General features: G+C 58.9%; 14 protein-coding genes. 2 read left to right on the top strand and 12 right to left on the bottom strand.

Annotated features, from left to right (window positions below):
* The first annotated feature begins 259 nt into the window (after nt 1–259).
* Nucleotides 260–1879: a DUF1254 domain-containing protein gene (locus tag JQ575_RS40215; RefSeq protein WP_212038703.1), complete on the top strand. Its 1620-nt coding sequence runs from the start codon at nt 260–262 to the stop codon at nt 1877–1879.
* 408 nt (nt 1880–2287) lie between these two features.
* Here the strand turns inward: JQ575_RS40215 and JQ575_RS40210 are convergent, their stop codons facing one another.
* On the bottom strand, nt 2288–5947 hold the full coding sequence (locus JQ575_RS40210) for a DEAD/DEAH box helicase (protein WP_212038702.1): 3660 nt from the start codon (nt 5945–5947) through the stop codon (nt 2288–2290).
* Nucleotides 5948–6051: 104 nt separating this feature from the next.
* Here JQ575_RS40210 and JQ575_RS40205 point away from each other — a divergent pair, with 104 nt between their 5' ends.
* Complete coding sequence (locus JQ575_RS40205; protein ID WP_212038701.1) at nt 6052–6543, top strand: hypothetical protein; 492 nt, start codon at nt 6052–6054, stop codon at nt 6541–6543.
* A gap of 161 nt (nt 6544–6704) precedes the next feature.
* On the opposite strand, the gene JQ575_RS40200 is transcribed toward JQ575_RS40205, so the two are convergent.
* The 11 genes from JQ575_RS40200 to JQ575_RS40150 all read right to left on the bottom strand — a co-directional run bounded on the left by JQ575_RS40200 (nt 6705) and on the right by JQ575_RS40150 (nt 16438).
* Nucleotides 6705–6863, bottom strand: a complete 159-nt coding sequence (locus tag JQ575_RS40200) for a hypothetical protein (protein WP_212038700.1) — start codon at nt 6861–6863, stop codon at nt 6705–6707.
* Between the two features lie 101 nt (nt 6864–6964).
* A complete protein-coding gene (locus JQ575_RS40195; RefSeq protein ID WP_212038699.1) occupies nt 6965–8056 on the bottom strand; it encodes an ImmA/IrrE family metallo-endopeptidase in 1092 nt (363 codons plus the stop codon).
* A 14-nt stretch (nt 8057–8070) separates the two neighbouring features.
* Nucleotides 8071–8595, bottom strand: a complete 525-nt coding sequence (locus JQ575_RS40190) for a hypothetical protein (RefSeq protein ID WP_312016106.1) — start codon at nt 8593–8595, stop codon at nt 8071–8073.
* 366 nt (nt 8596–8961) lie between these two features.
* Nucleotides 8962–10287, bottom strand: coding sequence for a serine--tRNA ligase (gene serS, locus JQ575_RS40185; RefSeq protein ID WP_212038698.1), 1326 nt, complete (start codon nt 10285–10287; stop codon nt 8962–8964).
* Between the two features lie 81 nt (nt 10288–10368).
* Nucleotides 10369–11193, bottom strand: a complete 825-nt coding sequence (gene tatC, locus JQ575_RS40180) for a twin-arginine translocase subunit TatC (protein WP_192739512.1) — start codon at nt 11191–11193, stop codon at nt 10369–10371.
* Entirely contained in the window at nt 11190–11711 is a 522-nt protein-coding gene (gene tatB, locus JQ575_RS40175) for a Sec-independent protein translocase protein TatB (protein ID WP_212038697.1), read from the bottom strand. The genes tatC and tatB overlap by 4 nt, the downstream gene beginning before the upstream one ends.
* 155 nt (nt 11712–11866) lie before the next feature.
* The gene (locus JQ575_RS40170) at nt 11867–12106 is read right to left on the bottom strand and encodes a twin-arginine translocase TatA/TatE family subunit (protein WP_192739514.1); all 240 of its coding nucleotides are present in this window, start codon (nt 12104–12106) and stop codon (nt 11867–11869) included.
* A gap of 230 nt (nt 12107–12336) precedes the next feature.
* Entirely contained in the window at nt 12337–13068 is a 732-nt protein-coding gene (gene scpB / locus JQ575_RS40165) for an SMC-Scp complex subunit ScpB (protein WP_212038696.1), read from the bottom strand.
* Nucleotides 13069–13089: 21 nt separating this feature from the next.
* Entirely contained in the window at nt 13090–13920 is an 831-nt protein-coding gene (locus JQ575_RS40160) for a ScpA family protein (protein WP_192739516.1), read from the bottom strand.
* Entirely contained in the window at nt 13917–14939 is a 1023-nt protein-coding gene (gene nagZ / locus JQ575_RS40155) for a beta-N-acetylhexosaminidase (RefSeq protein WP_212038695.1), read from the bottom strand. The genes JQ575_RS40160 and nagZ overlap by 4 nt, the downstream gene beginning before the upstream one ends.
* A 47-nt stretch (nt 14940–14986) precedes the next feature.
* Nucleotides 14987–16438: an SPOR domain-containing protein gene (locus tag JQ575_RS40150; RefSeq protein ID WP_212038694.1), complete on the bottom strand. Its 1452-nt coding sequence runs from the start codon at nt 16436–16438 to the stop codon at nt 14987–14989.
* Nucleotides 16439–16445 lie beyond the last annotated feature (7 nt).

Here is a 16445-nt window from a genome sequence, read left to right as displayed (position 1 = left end):
CGGCGGATCAAAGCCGGCCGCCCCTGGCGACGTAGCCGAACTATCCATCGCAAACAGCCGACTTTTGCAACAAAATCGGCACCAAACGGACCTGCCGGGCGGGCCTGACGATGTCCGTTGAGAGCGGTAGATCGGAAGTGGCTGGCTGATGGCCAAAACAACGCGATTGACCCGAACCGGACAACCAAGGCCCTTTCGGCATAGCGCGCTTGGGCGCTCCGTGGCAGTCTCGCACCCCATCAACAAGGAGTAGGCGACAATGAATGCGACGCTCAAGCTGGGTTTTCTGACGACCGCAATCGCTTTTTCGCTAACTGTAGCAGCCGCCGCCCAGACGGCTACGGCAATCCCTCCTGCTATCACCACGCCGGACAAAGTCGAGACTCGCATCGGAACGCTCGAATACAAGGATGGCGCGCCCACCGCGGCCACCGTCGAGAAGGTGCTCGACAGCCTGGACTACGTGCGCGGCGTCGATGCATTCATGAACAGCTTCTCCGGTGCGTCGGCGTATGCGATCCGCAAGGGCTTCCACAGTATCGGGGCCGAGGACAACACGGTGGTCATCTTCTCCGAGTTGATGGACTCGAGTTCGCTCTTTCTTACCGCGAATGCCGATACCGTCTATAATCTGGCCGTACTCGACCTGACGAAAGGTCCGCTGGTGGTTGAGGTACCGCCCAAGGCGCTTGGCACGCTTAATGACATGTGGTTTGGATGGATCATCGACATAGGCGCGCCCGGCCCCGACCGGGGCCAAGGAGGCAAGTACCTGATCCTGCCGCCAGGTTATGACGGCCCGCTGCCCGATAACGGTTTCTTTGTGGGTCGATCGAAAACAACGCAGGCTCTCTACGCGGTGCGCGCCAATCTGGACAATAACGATCCAAAACCGGCTGTCGCGCTGATCAAGGACAGGCTGAGAATCTACCCGTACACGCCAGGGGGATACGGCACCAGCATTGCGACGGCGCTTGAAGGCAAGGTGCGACTCGAGCTGAACCCACCGATACCACCGACGAAGTTCGTTGAAGCGAGCGGGAAGTCGTTCAACACCATTCCCCCCAACGACTTCTCGTATTTCGAGATGATCAACGAGTTGGTGCAGATGCAGCCAGCGACCTCTACAAGTCCTGAGCTCCTAGGCCAACTCGCAGCGATTGGCATCGTGAAGGGCAAGCCCTTCAATCCTGACGCTCGGATGAAGAAGATTCTCACCGACGCAGCTGCCGTCGGCAACGCCGCCGGACGAATATTTAACTGGCGTGCCGCCGAAATGCCCGGTTGGTCCCTCTATCCGAACTCCATGTGGGCCAACATGCTTTGGGAAGGCGGTTACGACTTCGAGACTCCGCCGCCGGCGATCACGCCCGAGGGCTACTTCAAACCGTCGCCGTCAACCGGCGCTCGCACGCTCAACTCCCGCACAGGATTCTACTACGGTTACACCATGGACTCGCCAGGCATGATCATGCGGCTGCCCAACGTCGGCTCGCAGTACCTCATGGGGTTCACGGATGCCGAGAAGGTTCCGTTTGATGGTGGCAAGACCTACCGGGTAACCTTGCCAAAAGACATTCCCGCGGCAGCATTCTGGTCGTTCACTCTTTACGATAACCAGACTCGCTCGATGCTGCAGACGCCCCAGCGTTACCCGCGTGCCGGAAGCCAGACGTATCCTTCACCCGCTGCCGTTGCGGAAGCGGACGGCTCTACGACGATCTATTTCGGCCCGACCAAGCCCGCCCCCGCAAAGGATGGCAACTGGATTCAGACCACGCCCGGCAAAGGCTGGTTCACCCTTCTTCGGCTGTACAGCCCGCATGAATCGTTCTTCACCAAGGCTTGGCGGCCCACGGAAATCACGTTGGTCCGCTGAGGCAACACCGATCCACGATCATACAACGTCTCGGCCAAAGATAGCGTTGGCCGGGACGAGTTGATGCCCCTGTCCGAGTTTGGCACTTTTCGGACATGGCGCGATATCCGGCTTTGGTCCGCTTTGCACTTCATCGCGGACATTGGGAAGCGAAGGTCGCGCACGCCATCCGGTCTCAAAAACTGCACCCGTGGCCGTGGCGGATCGCCTTCTATCTTTGATCGCTCATGACGACCGAGGCGCGGCGGCTCTTAACTGAATCTGCTGGAACGAAGTAGCCTTGGCGGCGGGCAGAATCACTAATCGGAAATCTGTCCCGTCGCTTCTTCCCTAACGCGCATATCCGAGTCTCTCGGCCATCCTCGCCAACTGGCCTTGTGACACATGCGGGAATCTGCAGGTGCAGTGTTATTTTTCAACTTTCCAAACCCAACCCGGCAGCGCTTCTAGACGTAGTCGACGATCCGGTTCGATTTGGTTGTTATTGAACATCACTCTTTGGGAGGATACCCATTGACCAAGCCTAAAATCATCATGGGTCTTGTAGTGAAATGGAACTCTGGAATGCCCCTCCCGTTCTGAATACTGCCTTAGCTTAGCGAACCGTTCATCCCAAATTGCTTCAAGCCGGTCGGGTAATGACCATGACCACTGCGTTAGCGCCTCCAAGCGCCGCCTACGATCAGGGTCCATTGTGTCTTTGAGAATGCGAAGTTTTTGAACCCACCGACCAAGTAGAAAGCCATTTTCGGTCCTATACAAAGCCGGGATGCGGGAGTGACCCTCTCGCTCCAAGAAATGCCTTAGGTTGTTGAAGCCTTCGTCCCAGAGCGTCTCATACCTCTCTGACTTAGGTACCCAAGACCAGCCGGGCAGCGATTCAAGGCGATCTACCTGCTCCGGGTTACTGAATTTTGCATTGGACTTTTTTTGACGCTGGCTGCGAACCCATAACCCCAGTTGGTAATCGTTGTCGGTCACGAAGCTCTTCTGGACTCGGGAGTGACCTTCTCGCTCCACAAACTGCACTAAATGAGCAAAACCTCGTTCCCAAAGCTTGGCTAATCTTTCATCTTCGGGTGCCCATGACCAACCGGGTAGTGCGGCTAGGCTCCGCTGCCGATCAGGATTGTCAGTTTTGTACTGTCTTTGCGAATGGACCCATGCGCGAAGCGGAAAATCACGGTCATTCTTGTAACTTTTAGGAATGCGACAATGGCCCTCTCGGTCTGAAAACTCTTTTAGACTGGCAAATCCTTCGTGCCAGCGGTCTCGCTGACGAGACCAAATCCACCCCGGGAGCGCTTCGAGTCGTTGTCGCCGTTCGAGTTCGATTTTTTCCGCTCGATTTATCTGGAAGCGAACCCATCGAGCGAGGTTAGAGCCGTCGTCGGTCTTGTGCGAATAGGGAACTTCGCAATGGCCCTCGCGATGTGCGAATTCCTTCAGGTGAGCAAAGTATCGTTCCCACCTGTCGTCGTATGTCGCCCACGACCATCCCGGCAGCGCCTCTAGACGCTGCTGACGAACAGGATCAATTCTCTTATTTCGATTAAGGAAGTTGGTCTCTTTGCTGGCCCACATACGTTGGACAATAACCCATGAACCGAGCTTAAAGCGCCCGCATTTGTAAGCAAACGGCACGCGACAATGACCATGCTGATCGGAAAATTGCTTTAAGTAAGCAAAGCCTTCTTCCCACAAAGCTGCACGTGGATCCCATGACCAACCCGGTAGTGCCTCTAAGCGCTCCCTACGATCAGGACGATCCCCTACATTTTTGGCGCTAACCTGAGTGTGAACCCACTTACCGAGTTTATAACCATCGTCAGATTTGTATTGTTGAGGAACGCGGCTATGGCCCTGTCGATCCACGAACTCCCTCAAATAAGCAAAGCCCCGTTCCCATAAATCGGTGAGAGGATCCCATGACCAACCGGGTAGTGCTTCGAGGCGCAGTCGCCGATCAAGAGCTATGTACTTCGAGGTTCTCTGGTTCGCGACCCAGTTGCCGAGACGAAAACCGTCGGGTGTTTTGTAAGTACCGGCTGCTCGACAATGACCATGTTCAAGGGTGAAAGTTTCCAGCAGTCCAAACCAAAACATCCACGATTCAGTTGTCTGCTCAACAAGATGAGTGCGAAGGGATCGAGCAAATTCCTCATTAACAGAAGTCGGCAGATCAAAAACAATTTTCGTCAAATCAACCGTGTCGACCGACCGACTTGTTTTTTTACCCAGTTCAATCCGCAGTTGGTCGAGTTCGTCAGATAACCTTTCGTCATGCGACTTCAATGCCTCAAGAACATCCCAGATCGGCTTGAAGTCACTTGCCTTGAGTGTCTCTTCGGCATTGTCGGTCTGCTCAATAAAGACAGGGATCACGATTGTTCCCATCGTCTTGTTTTCGCTCAACCGGATCGCTCGTCCAACCGATTGAATGATGTCGATCTCGCTGCTTCGTGGATCGATGAAGGCAACGCCATCCAGCGCGGGAACGTCCACGCCTTCCGACAGGCAACGCGCGTTTGACAGAAGACCAATATCGCCATTGCCGACATTTTTCAGTCGCCTTAGTTTTTGCTTGCGGGCAATGGTCGGCATTTCACCCGAGACATGATCCGCCCATAGATTGCCTGACGGTCTGTGCGCATCGTCCAGCCACAGGGCAGCTTGGACGATGTCTTCCGAAAATATGCGGGCACCCCTCACGCGGCCATGAAAAGAGATCAGCCTGCGAAGGTTCCAGTCCTTGATAGCTTTCAGTAGTCCGACTTGTCCCGCCAGCGATCTAGCGTCCGTCGTTAGCCCAGTATCTGTTGTGACAAGCCGACGGTTCTCGATCCATTCCTTGACGCGCTCGTTGTCAACGCCGACGATAAGCACTCGGTAATCGGTGAGTTGCTCTCGTTTGATGGCCTCGCCAAACGTGAGGGTGTGAAAGCGCTGGCCGAACCTCCCCTCATCGTTCATATCCACGACATCCACTCCGAATTCTTCAGCCGCCTTTTTAAGGCTCGTTCGGTAGACGCGGGGAGTCGCAGTGGCGAATAGCCGCCTGTCGGCCTTAATCAGATGATCGTCGAGAACCGTCCCAAACACAGTGTCGGCCTTACCGGCACACCGATGCGCTTCGTCCGCAATGACCAAATCAAATCGGGAGCAATCGGAATTCTTTTGTGCTTCAGCGATCAGCAGCGACGACTGGTAGGTCGAAAAAATAACTTGATCCTTATCCGCCTTCAGAAAGTCGGCGATCTCATTCGCGTCGTTGGAAACAGGAAATGGAAGATCAGCAGCCAGACTGATTGTTTCGTCGTGATCTCGTCTGCTGACGGTCTGGTCCGAACATACACACAGCGCATCAAACGGCTCCCGCGCAGCAGACGTCCATTCGTTCAGCATCTGCGAGAGCAGACTAAGCGACGGCACGAGAACGAGGGTTCTCTTTGCTTTCAGCCGTTCCTTTACCCACAAGCAAACAAACGTCTTGCCGGTGCCGCAAGCCATAATGAGTTGGCCACGACTGGCTGTTTGAAAGCCCGACAATACAGCGTCAACCGCCTCGATCTGATGCGGGCGATCTAGTTCTGGTGGTGGCTTGCGCTTGCCTTTCGGCAGGCTCTTTGTGCTATCGGGAAATTCAACGGCAGCGCTCTCAAAATGCGATAACAGATAGCGAACGACGGACTTTTCCTGAGCGTCAAGGACTTGCCGGGCATTTGCGCCAACGCGATCTGTAGTCGCGATTAGGAGTCGGTGATCGATTTGTTTGCGATTGGACTCACTGAGAAACGTATCAACATCATTCTTTGAAATATCATAGTCAGCGGAATAGCACTTTGCTTGTACGGCCCATGTCTTTCCAATTTTGCTCTTGAAAACCAGATCAATACCGCAATCTGGTCCCCATCGACCGGGATATTCATCCCAAAGCCAGACGTCGTCGACTTGCGTCGCCCATTCAGGGTCGTTCTTCAAAAACCATTTTACAAACCGCTCGAATTGCCTTCCGCGCCGGTTTATGTCGGCGTCGAACGTCGAAAGGAATTCAGAAAATGATGCCATTGAAAAATGACTTTATCAAACCGAAGGGTAAAGAATCGACTGGTTGAAAGCGCTGACTATGCTAGCATATTTGCAACTCGACCGACAGGTGGCGGGCGGCGCACATGGGCCACGATTTGGAAGCTGTCGAAGCCACTCGGGCAAGATTTCGCCCGGCAACTATTACTACGTTATTCGTGGGTGAATCCGCCCCCGTCAGCGGAGATTTTTTCTACGACGGCAACAACGCTATGCTGACCCACATGCAGCGCGCCGTCGAAACGGCGCTCGGTGTAGGCGACGATTTTCTCGAACGCTTCAAAGCCTACGGCTGGTATCTCGACGATCTGGTCTTGACACCAGTGAACCATCTCACGAAATCCGAACGCAACGCGCAATGCTTGGGTGCACAAGCCAGCCTTGCAGCGCGAATTACTGAATATCAGCCGTTAGTGATCGTCTCACTTATGATTGGCATCAAGAATATCGTAGAAGCGGCAGCAGCCGCAGCTGGTAGCGACGCGCAACGATTCGCAGTGCCGTTCCCGGGGATGGGTCAACAAACGCGCTTCAAAGCAGCGATGGCGCGCATCATCCCGGTGCTTCCGCGCTTGTAGCGTCCTTCTTGAGTTGCTCGGCATCCGGCTCCGCAGGGGGAATAAAATTGTCGAACGATTAACACACTACATCTGCGATGGCCGCCCCTGACCACGCGCGTCACCGAGTCGCGGATTTTTTCTGACGATCATCCTCGTTCTCGTAAGACCATCGGGCAAGCTCACGCGCTACATTGAAAGGCCACGAAGTCGCGTTGATCCAGACGCCCGCGCCGCAAGTGTTTGAGTCGATATCCAAGCCGAGCCTTGAAGAACTCAAAAGAACCGAGGATTCCACCTAAGTAAATTGTTGCCAAAAAGACAAACAGAAGCCAGCGCATCAACGATCCTCCCTGAAATTCCGGAGAACATATCACCGTTGGCGGTGGCTCGGTTTGAAAGATGCCGCCAACCGAGGTTTTAAGTGCGGACAATACCAGCGTCAAAATTCAGAATTCAATTTTTTAACTTCCCGCAATTCCCTTTCAATTACGCCCAGCGGGCGCGGGTCGGGCCCGGCCAAATTCCAAATAAGGCCCTCTAGTTCGTCTAGTGGTAGATGCAGGCTTCTCGCGATATCGTTCTTTGTCGTTCGTTCTGACCAAAGCTGCGCCAGTAGTTTTCGCCAAATAATCGACGTTTCTCGATCAATTCCTTGAGGTTCGCCGACGCGATAACCGCGCCGCCCGAGATCGATACATGTGGATTTGTATTGCCATTCGGAAAGAAGGCCTAAAGCGTTCAACCGATACGCCATAGCCATAGCGGACACTCGCCAGCGCCCTTTGATAGCCAGTATGGAATCGACGTTAACCCGACGCGGAGCACGTGAGCGAACGTCCTTGGCAGGCATCAAGAATGCCGACGCAAAGCTATTAGCTTCCCTCTCTGCGGATCGCGTCTCTTTTAAATCGCCATGCTTATGCATAACGAGGTGCCCGAGTTCATGGGCGGAATCGTAGATGCTGCTCTCGGCGGTCTTGAAGTTATTCAGAAAGACAAACGGCTTTTCATCCCGCCAAAACGAGAAGGCATTCACGGATGCGGTATTCTCAGAAAGCGAGAGCAGACGGACGCCTTGGGTCTCAAGTAGCGCCAGCATGTTGCTGACCGGGCGCTCGCCGAGTCCCCAGTATTGTCGCAACGCGATAGCGGCAGCCTCAGGATTGGTTTCATAACTAAGGTCAAGCAAGTTCGGTTTTGGCAAACTGAACCGTTCTTCCACCCACCTGCTAAGTTCCAATCCAAGACTGCCTGCGGAAATAGCCGCGTCACGCTCCTTGGCGCTCATTTTCGAGAAGCTTCGGAAACTTACTGCGTCTGTATTGATATCTTCCGGGTCGCCATCCGAAAAAAACTCGACCGGAAAGCCAAGCGCCTTCGCCAGCTTCTCAACCGTCGTTTCGTCCGGTGGATTGTTGCCGTTTTCCAGACGCGAAATGGTATCGGCGGCAAGGCCGGTCATTTCTGACAATGCCTTGGCCGTCAACCGCCGTCGCATCCGCGCAAGGCTAAGCCTTCGAGGATTAAACATGCACGCAGCCTTATTTATTTGCGAGCGATTTGCGGCTCGAACTCAACAGCTACGTCGGTTGGGTCATCGCTGATCTTGATGCCATCATCACTGGCACCGCTCGTCAAATAGATGCGCTCAGTTGCAGCAATGAAAGTTCCACCTTTCACGACGGGACTGGTGAGTTCTGCTGCGCCATCGTGATCGATCATCAAGTAGTAAAAACGCCACTCGCTGGATTGGCGGGTGGCGTACTGCGGCAACTCGCCGCCAAACAAATCAGCGCCAATCGCACGCTCTGCGCCAGCGCCCTTTTTCGTCCGCGGTTTCGGAACGTGAAAGCTATTGCAGGCCAAATCCACATTTGAAAAGGCCACTTTTATCTTGAGCCTCTCATTCTTAATGGTTTCGACGCCGTCGGCGCGATCGATCACCCAATCGTCGCCCACGAACAGGTCGCGAAGCGCCCATGTGCCACCATGGTAAGAAAAGGTCCCTGCGGCGTTTGCGGCATGAAACGCAGTAGCGTTGGCGCTTTCGCTGAGCGCAGCGTCACGCACTTGCAGCAAGCCCTCTTTGGTCAGGCCCAGCTGCTTGAGCCGGGGCTCAATTTGGTTCCTGCAAAATGCTAGTTTGAAGTGCGTCCACGAATCTGCTCCATGTCGATTTTCTAAGCCTACTTGTAGGTCTAAAAAATCGACATTGCAACGGAATTCGCCCTCCCCACCGGATTTTATCGCCTTTTTTGCCTCGACCGATCTTCGCCGTCATCTCCCGCCGTCTCGCGCGCGCCGCCCATGCGCCGCATCACCACGCCTCGATCTCGCCGAAGTGGACTCGGGGCGACGCTACACGCTTATTAGACACTTGTTGGACGCAACATTCAGTACAATAACTAACATATTGAATTATCTAGATTATATGTCCTACTCGATCACTTTGAGGCCGCCCATATAGGGCTGCAGCACGTCGGGCACCGCAATCGATCCATCCTGCTGCTGATAGGTTTCCATCACAGCAATCAGCGCACGGCCGACCGCGGTGCCGGAGCCATTCAGCGTATGCACGAAACGCGGCTTGCCGTCCGGCCCGCGATAGCGCGCATCCATGCGCCGCGCCTGGAAATCGCCGCACACCGAACAACTGGAGATTTCGCGATAAGCGCCGCCGTCGCCCTGCCCCGGCATCCACACCTCGATGTCGTAGGTTTTTTGCGCGGAGAAACCCATGTCGCCGGCGCAGAGAGTCATGACGCGATAGTGCAAGTCGAGGCGGCGCAATACTTCCTCCGCGCAAGAGAGCATGCGCTCGTGCTCGTCCTTACTGGTTTCCGGCGTGGTGATCGAGACCAGTTCCACTTTCGTGAATTGATGCTGGCGGATCATGCCACGCGTATCGCGGCCGGCAGCGCCGGCTTCGGCACGGAAGCAAGGCGTCAGCGCCGTGAGACGCATCGGCAATTCCTTGTCGTCGACAATGGATTCGCGGACGAGATTGGTCAGCGAGACTTCGGCCGTCGGAATGAGGCCAAGACGTTCGCTCTTTAAGCGGCCATCATCCGGAGCCGCCAGCAGCTCGCCCTTGATCGCCCAGAACTGATCATCCTCGAATTTCGGCAACTGCCCGGTGCCGAACATCACGTCGTCGCGCACCAATAGCGGCGGATTGATCTCGCTGTAGCCGTGCTCATTGGTGTGGAGATCGAGCATGAACTGCCCGATCGCGCGCTCCAGCCGCGCAAGACCTTTTTTCAGCACGACAAAACGCGCGCCGGACAGTTTCGCCGCCGCCTCGAAATCCATGTAGCCGAGCGCGCCGCCGAGATCGTCATGCGGCTTCGCCGCAAAACCATAGGTGCGCGCCTTGCCGAACACCTGACGCTGCACATTGCCGTGCTCGTCGACACCGTCGGGCACCTCGTCGAGCGGCAGGTTTGGAATCGCTGCCAGCTCTTTTGCAAGCTCGTCATCCGCCGTCTTGGCCGCAGCTTCAAGCTCGGGCATCGTGGTCTTGAGTTCGGCGACCTCGGCCATCAGCTTCAATGCGCGCGCTTCATCCTTCGCCTTCTTGGCGTCGCCGATTTCCTTCGAAGCCGCATTGCGCCTTGCCTGCGCCTGTTCGGACGCCAGGATCGCCGCGCGGCGCCTTTCGTCGATCGCCAGCAGCGACGGCGACAGCGGCGCCAGGCCACGGCGCTTCAGTCCGGCGTCGAAGGCTTGCGGGTTATCGCGGATCGATTTGATGTCGTGCATGGCGGGTCATTCCTGAATCGTGCCGGTAAAGGCGCGCATCAAGTAACCCGAATGGACGGCTTTTGGAACAGCGAAGCGGCCCTACTCGGCCGGATTGGCCGCGGGCGGCGGGGTCGCGGAGGGTGGCGTACCGGTCGCGGCCTTGGCCGCGGCGGCCCGCTTCTCCACCAGGGCGACCGCGAGGATCGAACCTTCGTAGAGAACCAGCAGCGGCAGCGCCAGCGAAGCCTGGCTCAACACGTCGGGCGGCGTCAGGACGGCCGCGATGACAAAGGCGACCACGATGAAATAGCGCCGCTTTTCGCGAAGCTGTTTTGCGGTGAGGATGCCGATCCGGCCCAATAGCGTCAGGATCACCGGCAGCTGGAACGCGATGCCGAAGGCAAAGATCAGCCCCATCATTAGCGACAGATATTCACCCACTTTGGGCAACAGCTGGATCTGCGCGGTCTCGTCGCCGCCGGATTGCTGCATGCCGAGCGAGAAGCGCACCAGCATCGGCAGCACGATGAAATAGACCAGGAGCGAGCCGAGCACGAAGAAGAACGGGGTTGCCACCAGATACGGCAGGAACGCGCCGCGCTCGTGCTTGTAGAGCCCGGGCGCCACGAACTTGTAGATCTGCGTCGCGATAATCGGGAACGAAATGAAGCCGGCGCCGAACAGCGCGAGCTTCAACTGCGTGAGGAAATACTCGAGCAGCGCGGTGTAGATGAACTTCGAATTCTCGGGGCCGGCGACCCAGACGAACGGCCACACCAGCACGTTGTAGATCTGCTTGGCGAAGAAGAAGCAGAAGATGAAGGCGATACCGAACGCGAGCAGCGCCTTGATCAGCCGCGAGCGCAGCTCGATCAAATGGTCCATCAGCGGCGCTTTGCTGGCCTCAATGTCTTCGTCGCTCATGACGCTTTGGCGTCCTTGAGAATGTCCGGCGCCGCTGGCGCGATGTCCTGCTGCTGCGCGGCCTGAACTTCACGCGTGATGATCAGCGGCTCGGAGGCCGCCTGATGGGTTTCGGCCTCGACGAAGGTCTCGGCCGTCGGCGCGGCCGGCGTGGTCGGCGCGACGATTTCCGGCGTCACGGTTTCACCGATCGAGGTTTCCACCTGCGAATTCACGGGCTTGTCGATGTCCCCGATCTGCAAGGCGTCACCGACGTCCTTTTGCAGCGAGGTCATAAGATTGGTGGGAGACATGCCTGTCGCGACGTCCTTGACCTCGTCAAAACTATTCTTGAGGTCGGCCATTTCGGCCTCGCGCATCGCTTCCTGGAACTGGCCCTGGAATTCGGAGGCCATCTTGCGGGCCTTGCCCATCCATTGCCCGACCATGCGCAGCACGCCCGGCAGCTCTTTCGGGCCGATGGCGATCAGCGCGACAACCGCGATGACGACCAGTTCACTCCACCCGATGTCGAACATGAAAATTTCCGCTTACGCGACCCCGCCCCACCCAAATCTCAATAGCAAGATTTTGGGGCGGCCCACGTCTTTTCTCAACCGGCGTCCATGACTTCAATAGGCCATGGCTTCACCGGACACCGGTCCGCGCCAGACGGGCGCAGACAACTAAACCGTCAGACAGCCTTGCTGCCGACATCGGTGCGTGCCGCCGTCGGCGCCGCATTGTGATCGATGGTCTTGGTCGGCTCGACCGCGGGCTTTTCCGCAGGCTTGTCATCGTCCTGCAAGCCTTTCTTGAAGGACTTGATGCCCTGCGCGACGTCGCCCATCAGGTCCGAAATCTTGCCGCGGCCGAACAACAGCAGGACCACTGCGATCACGACGATCCAGTGCCAAATGCTAAGCGAACCCATCCTGCAACCCTCCAAAAGAGACGGCCGGCATCCGGCCCAAGCTTTGCCGGAAGGTAGGCCCGGGAGGTGTCAAAAACAAGGACCCAAGCCGCGGCAAATCGCTGTCGCAGCTACGTATTATTGCTACCGTTAATCCGTTTTCGAGGACCAACCGGCCCCTAACGGAACAGGCCCCGAACCGGGCCCGTTCTACTTTGCATGGGGTTGTTTTCGATATTTTTGTCCACGCCTCAGCTTTCGCTGGGTGTCTCCGGCTCGGCGGCCGGCGCCAGCAGGAGTTCCAGGGTGTCGCCGGCATCCAGCGGGTCCTCGTCCTCGCGCAGCGCCACGTCGTCCGACGGGGTCGGAACGCTGAAGCCGGAAGGCAGCCGCGAATCCAGCAGGCCCGTGCCCTTCAGCTCTTCCAGGCCCGGCAGGTCGCCGAGCGCTTCCAGGCTGAACTGCGACAGGAACCCATCGGTGGTACCGAATGTCAACGGCCGGCCCGGCGTCTTGCGGCGGCCGCGGGGACGAATCCAGCCGGTCTCCAGCAGTACATCCAGCGTGCCCTTGGAGGTGATCACGCCGCGGATTTCCTCGATCTCGGCGCGCGTCACCGGCTGGTGGTAGGCGATGATCGCGAGCACCTCGATGGCCGCGCGCGACAGCCGCCGCGTTTCCGTGCTCTCCCGCGTCATCAGCCACGCCAAATCGCCGGCGGTGCGGAACGTCCACTTGTTGGCGACCCGCACCAGATTGACGCCGCGCGTGGCGTATTCCGCCTGCAGTTGCGCCAGGGCCACCTTGACGTCGACGCCGTCGGGCATGCGCTTGGCCAGCGCCGCCTGATCGACCGGCTCGGCGGAGGCGAACAACAGCGCTTCCAGCAGCCGCAATTCTTCGGGCCTCGCTTCGGGCTCGTTCGTGGGATCGACGGATTGTTCCTCGGCTTCTTCCATTCGCTTTTCCGCGAGGCTCGCCATGGCTAGGTCTCCTTCTTCCACTTACTCGACCGAGAGATCCGAAGCGGACATCGCCCCGGACGCTTGCGGCTGACGCTTACGAAAATACAGCGGCGCGAACGCCTCTTTCTGGTTCAGTTCCATCTCGCCTTCCCGCACCAGCTCGAGCGCTGCGGCAAAGGTCGAGGCAAACACCGTCGCCTTCTGCGAGGGATCGACAACATAACTGAGGAGAAATTCGTCGAGGCAGCTCCAGTCCTCGGCCATGCCGACCAGCCGCTCCAGCGAGGCGCGCGCCTCCGACAGCGACCACACCGTGCGCTTGGCCAGATGCACCGTTGCCAGCACCTTCTGTTGGCGCTGCGTGGCATAGGCCGTGAGCAGGTCGTACAGGGTCGCCGTGAATTTGGGGTGGCGGATTTCCGCGATCGATTCCGGATTGCCGCGCGGGAAAATATCGCGCTGGAACTGCGGCCGGTTCATCAGCCGGTTGGCTGCCTCCCGGATGGCTTCCAGCCGGCGCAGCCGGTTGGCCAGCGCGGTCGCCATCTCCTCGGCGCTCGGACCGTCCGGTGTCGCCGGTTCGGGCAGCAGCAGCCGCGATTTCAGGAACGCCAGCCAGGCCGCCATCACCAGATAGTCAGCCGCAAGCTCGAGCCGAATCTTTCGCGCCGCCTCGATGAAGACGAGATACTGGTCGGCCAGCGCCAGGATCGAAATCTTGGACAGGTCGACCTTCTGCTGCCGCGCCAGCGTCAGCAACAGGTCGAGCGGACCCTCATAGCCCTCGACGTCGACAACCAGCGACGGCTCGCTGTCGGTGCCGTCAGCGGCGGGCCGTCCGGTTTCAAACGATAGAATCTCCGCGGTCATGCCGTCCCTACCCGATCCATCAACGCGTCCAGTTCAGCCCGCGCCGCCTGCCGGTCGAGCGGCAACGGCGCCTTTCGCGAGGCCAGCGCCCGGTTGGCGCGACTGAGGGCCTCGCCCGCCAGTTCCGGCGTCTCGGCTGCGACATCGCGCATCTCGTCGAGCTTGCCGTTGCAGTGCAAAACCATGTCGCAGCCGGCGTTGACGATGGCGCGGGTCCGCTCGGCGATCGATCCCGCCAACGCATTCATGGACACGTCATCACTCATCAACAAACCTTGGAACCCGATTACGCCGCGAATCACCTGCCGGATGATTGTCGCAGAAGTCGTCGCCGGATGGACGGGGTCTAGGGCGCTAAACACAACATGTGCGGTCATCGCCATCGGCAGGTCCGCCAGCGGTTGAAAGGCGGCAAAATCGGTCCGATCGAGTTCTTCCCTCGTCGAATCAACCGTCGGCAGCCGAAAATGGCTGTCCGCTGTGGCTCTTCCATGGCCGGGAATGTGCTTCAGGACCGGCAACACCCCGCCCTGCTCCAGCCCCTCGGTGACGGCGCGGGCGATCGCGGCCACTTTGCCCGGCTCGGTTCCATAGGCCCGGTTGCCAATGACGGCGTCGGCCCCCGCAATCGGCACGTCTGCGAGCGGCAGGCAGTCCACCGTGATTCCGAGGTCGATCAGGTCGGCTGCGATCAGCCGTGAGCTCAAACGGGCGGCCTTAAAGCCCAATTGTGGGTCGATGTCGTACAACGCCCCAAAGACGGCGCCTGGCGGATACACCGGCCAATGCGGCGGTCCGACACGCTGCACCCGCCCGCCTTCCTGGTCGATCAGGACCGGCGCATCGGCGTTTCCGATCAAATCGCGTAATTCGCCAACCAGCGAAGCAACTTGCGAGGGGGTCTCAATGTTGCGTTTGAATAGGATGAAGCCCCATGGCAGCTCGGCACGGATAAATGCGCGCTCGTCAGCGCTCAATTCCAGTCCGGATATGCCTGTGATGAATGCGCGGCTGCTCATGGGGGCCGATTAGGCCCCTCACAGCTCCCGGGTCAAGGAAACGGCCGTTAATTCCTGAGGATGACGCACTGTCCGCCGGCAGTTTTCAGGTTGCCGCACAGCTGCGCCGCCTCCTCCTGGGAGCCAAACGGCCCGACCATCGAGCGGTAAACGACGCCCTTTTCACCGAGATCCGCCCGCCTGATCGAAGCTGAACGTGTCCCCAGCACGGATGGGTACTTGCCCTGCAGCGCCCGGTAGGAAGCCAGCGCATCGGCCTCGTTCTTCTGCGAGGAGACCTGGACAAGGTATCCGACGCCGGAAGGCGCGGCCTGCGCCGGATTGGTTGAGGCGACGCGGGTGGGCACCGGATCGGGAGCTGCGCCGCCTTGCGGCGTCAGCGCGAGCGGGCCATTGGCGCTGGCGTTGGCGGATGACGGGTTGCGCGGCGCCGCGGCCGGGGCTGGCGCCGGTGCGGCCGTACGGGCAGCCGGCGCCGGCTTTGCCGATGCAACCCCTGCAGGAACGCCGCCGTTGTCGGCGTCGCCCTTCACGGCAAGGGTCTTGATCTTGCGCGGTTCGTTGTTCGGCAGCGAGCCGTTCGCGGCGGCAGCTGGCGGCGGAGCGGCCGGAGAGACGCTTGCGACCGAGGGCGGGCTGCCATTCGGGTTCAGCGGCGGAAACACCACGCGCGGGCCGGACCTGGAATTGACGTCGACCGGAGCCTCTTCACGCGACACGATCTTTTCGCCGCCATCGCCGGGCACCATGCGGTCCGGTGTCTTGCCAGCGGCGCCATCGCCAGGTGTCGCCATCACCTTGGTCGGGCTGTTGTCGGCCTTGATGATCGGCGGCTCGCCGCTGCGCGGTGAGCCGACATAGGTTCGATAGGCGAAGGCAGCCCCCGTCCCGACCACGGCCAGCGCCAGCACCGCGGCGACCGTTATCAAGCCATTGCTGCGCTTGCGCGGCGGCTCCGGCTCTTCCTCATAATCGCTCTGGTAGGCGTAGGGATCATCCGGAAAGGCCGGATCACGCGCAAATTCATGCTGCCCGGATTCGAGCTGGCCATACAGCGCGTCGTCATACCGCGAGGGATCCACCGGCTGCTCGTCGGCGTATTGCTGCGCCGGCGCGTGATGGTCCTGTTCATGTGCCGCCGGCTGCTGGGCCGCGTAGCGGTGCAAGGGATGCACGGGGCTCGGCTGGTATTCCGGCTCCTGCTCTTCGTATTCCGGTTGCGGTGACGGCGCATCGTGCCTGGCGCGCTGCATCCATGGCGGCGGGCCTGCGGCCACGCTGACCTCATCCTCGTCCACGGCGTCGTATTGCGGGCGCACATTGGCCCGTGACTGCAGTGGGTGCGGGGTCTTGGCGGCGCCGCCAAACGGATCGGACTGCCCGATCAGCCGCGCCAGCTCCGCGAGCGGATCGCTGTCGCCCTTCGGGGCAGCCGGGTTCGCGCCGCGATCATCGTCGGCGTCGGAAGGAAAAGGTCGTTCCTGATATCGATTAGCCATCGTGAAG

It is taken from the genome of Bradyrhizobium sp. JYMT SZCCT0428 (assembly GCF_018131075.1).
GTDB lineage: Bacteria > Pseudomonadota > Alphaproteobacteria > Rhizobiales > Xanthobacteraceae > Bradyrhizobium.
This window is presented reverse-complemented; position numbering and strand designations above follow the sequence as displayed.

What these genes read in the sequence shown, in the direction of transcription:
- JQ575_RS40215 (WP_212038703.1), top strand. Translation starts at nt 260, where the DNA reads ATGAATGCGACGCTCAAGCTGGGTTTTCTGACGACCGCAATCGCTTTT.
- JQ575_RS40210 (WP_212038702.1), bottom strand. Translation starts at nt 5,947, where the DNA reads ATGGCATCATTTTCTGAATTCCTTTCGACGTTCGACGCCGACATAAAC.
- JQ575_RS40205 (WP_212038701.1), top strand. Translation starts at nt 6,052, where the DNA reads ATGGGCCACGATTTGGAAGCTGTCGAAGCCACTCGGGCAAGATTTCGC.
- JQ575_RS40200 (WP_212038700.1), bottom strand. Translation starts at nt 6,863, where the DNA reads ATGCGCTGGCTTCTGTTTGTCTTTTTGGCAACAATTTACTTAGGTGGA.
- JQ575_RS40195 (WP_212038699.1), bottom strand. Translation starts at nt 8,056, where the DNA reads ATGTTTAATCCTCGAAGGCTTAGCCTTGCGCGGATGCGACGGCGGTTG.
- serS (WP_212038698.1), bottom strand. Translation starts at nt 10,287, where the DNA reads ATGCACGACATCAAATCGATCCGCGATAACCCGCAAGCCTTCGACGCC.
- tatC (WP_192739512.1), bottom strand. Translation starts at nt 11,193, where the DNA reads ATGAGCGACGAAGACATTGAGGCCAGCAAAGCGCCGCTGATGGACCAT.
- tatB (WP_212038697.1), bottom strand. Translation starts at nt 11,711, where the DNA reads ATGTTCGACATCGGGTGGAGTGAACTGGTCGTCATCGCGGTTGTCGCG.
- JQ575_RS40170 (WP_192739514.1), bottom strand. Translation starts at nt 12,106, where the DNA reads ATGGGTTCGCTTAGCATTTGGCACTGGATCGTCGTGATCGCAGTGGTC.
- scpB (WP_212038696.1), bottom strand. Translation starts at nt 13,068, where the DNA reads ATGGCGAGCCTCGCGGAAAAGCGAATGGAAGAAGCCGAGGAACAATCC.
- JQ575_RS40160 (WP_192739516.1), bottom strand. Translation starts at nt 13,920, where the DNA reads ATGACCGCGGAGATTCTATCGTTTGAAACCGGACGGCCCGCCGCTGAC.
- nagZ (WP_212038695.1), bottom strand. Translation starts at nt 14,939, where the DNA reads ATGAGCAGCCGCGCATTCATCACAGGCATATCCGGACTGGAATTGAGC.
- JQ575_RS40150 (WP_212038694.1), bottom strand. Translation starts at nt 16,438, where the DNA reads ATGGCTAATCGATATCAGGAACGACCTTTTCCTTCCGACGCCGACGAT.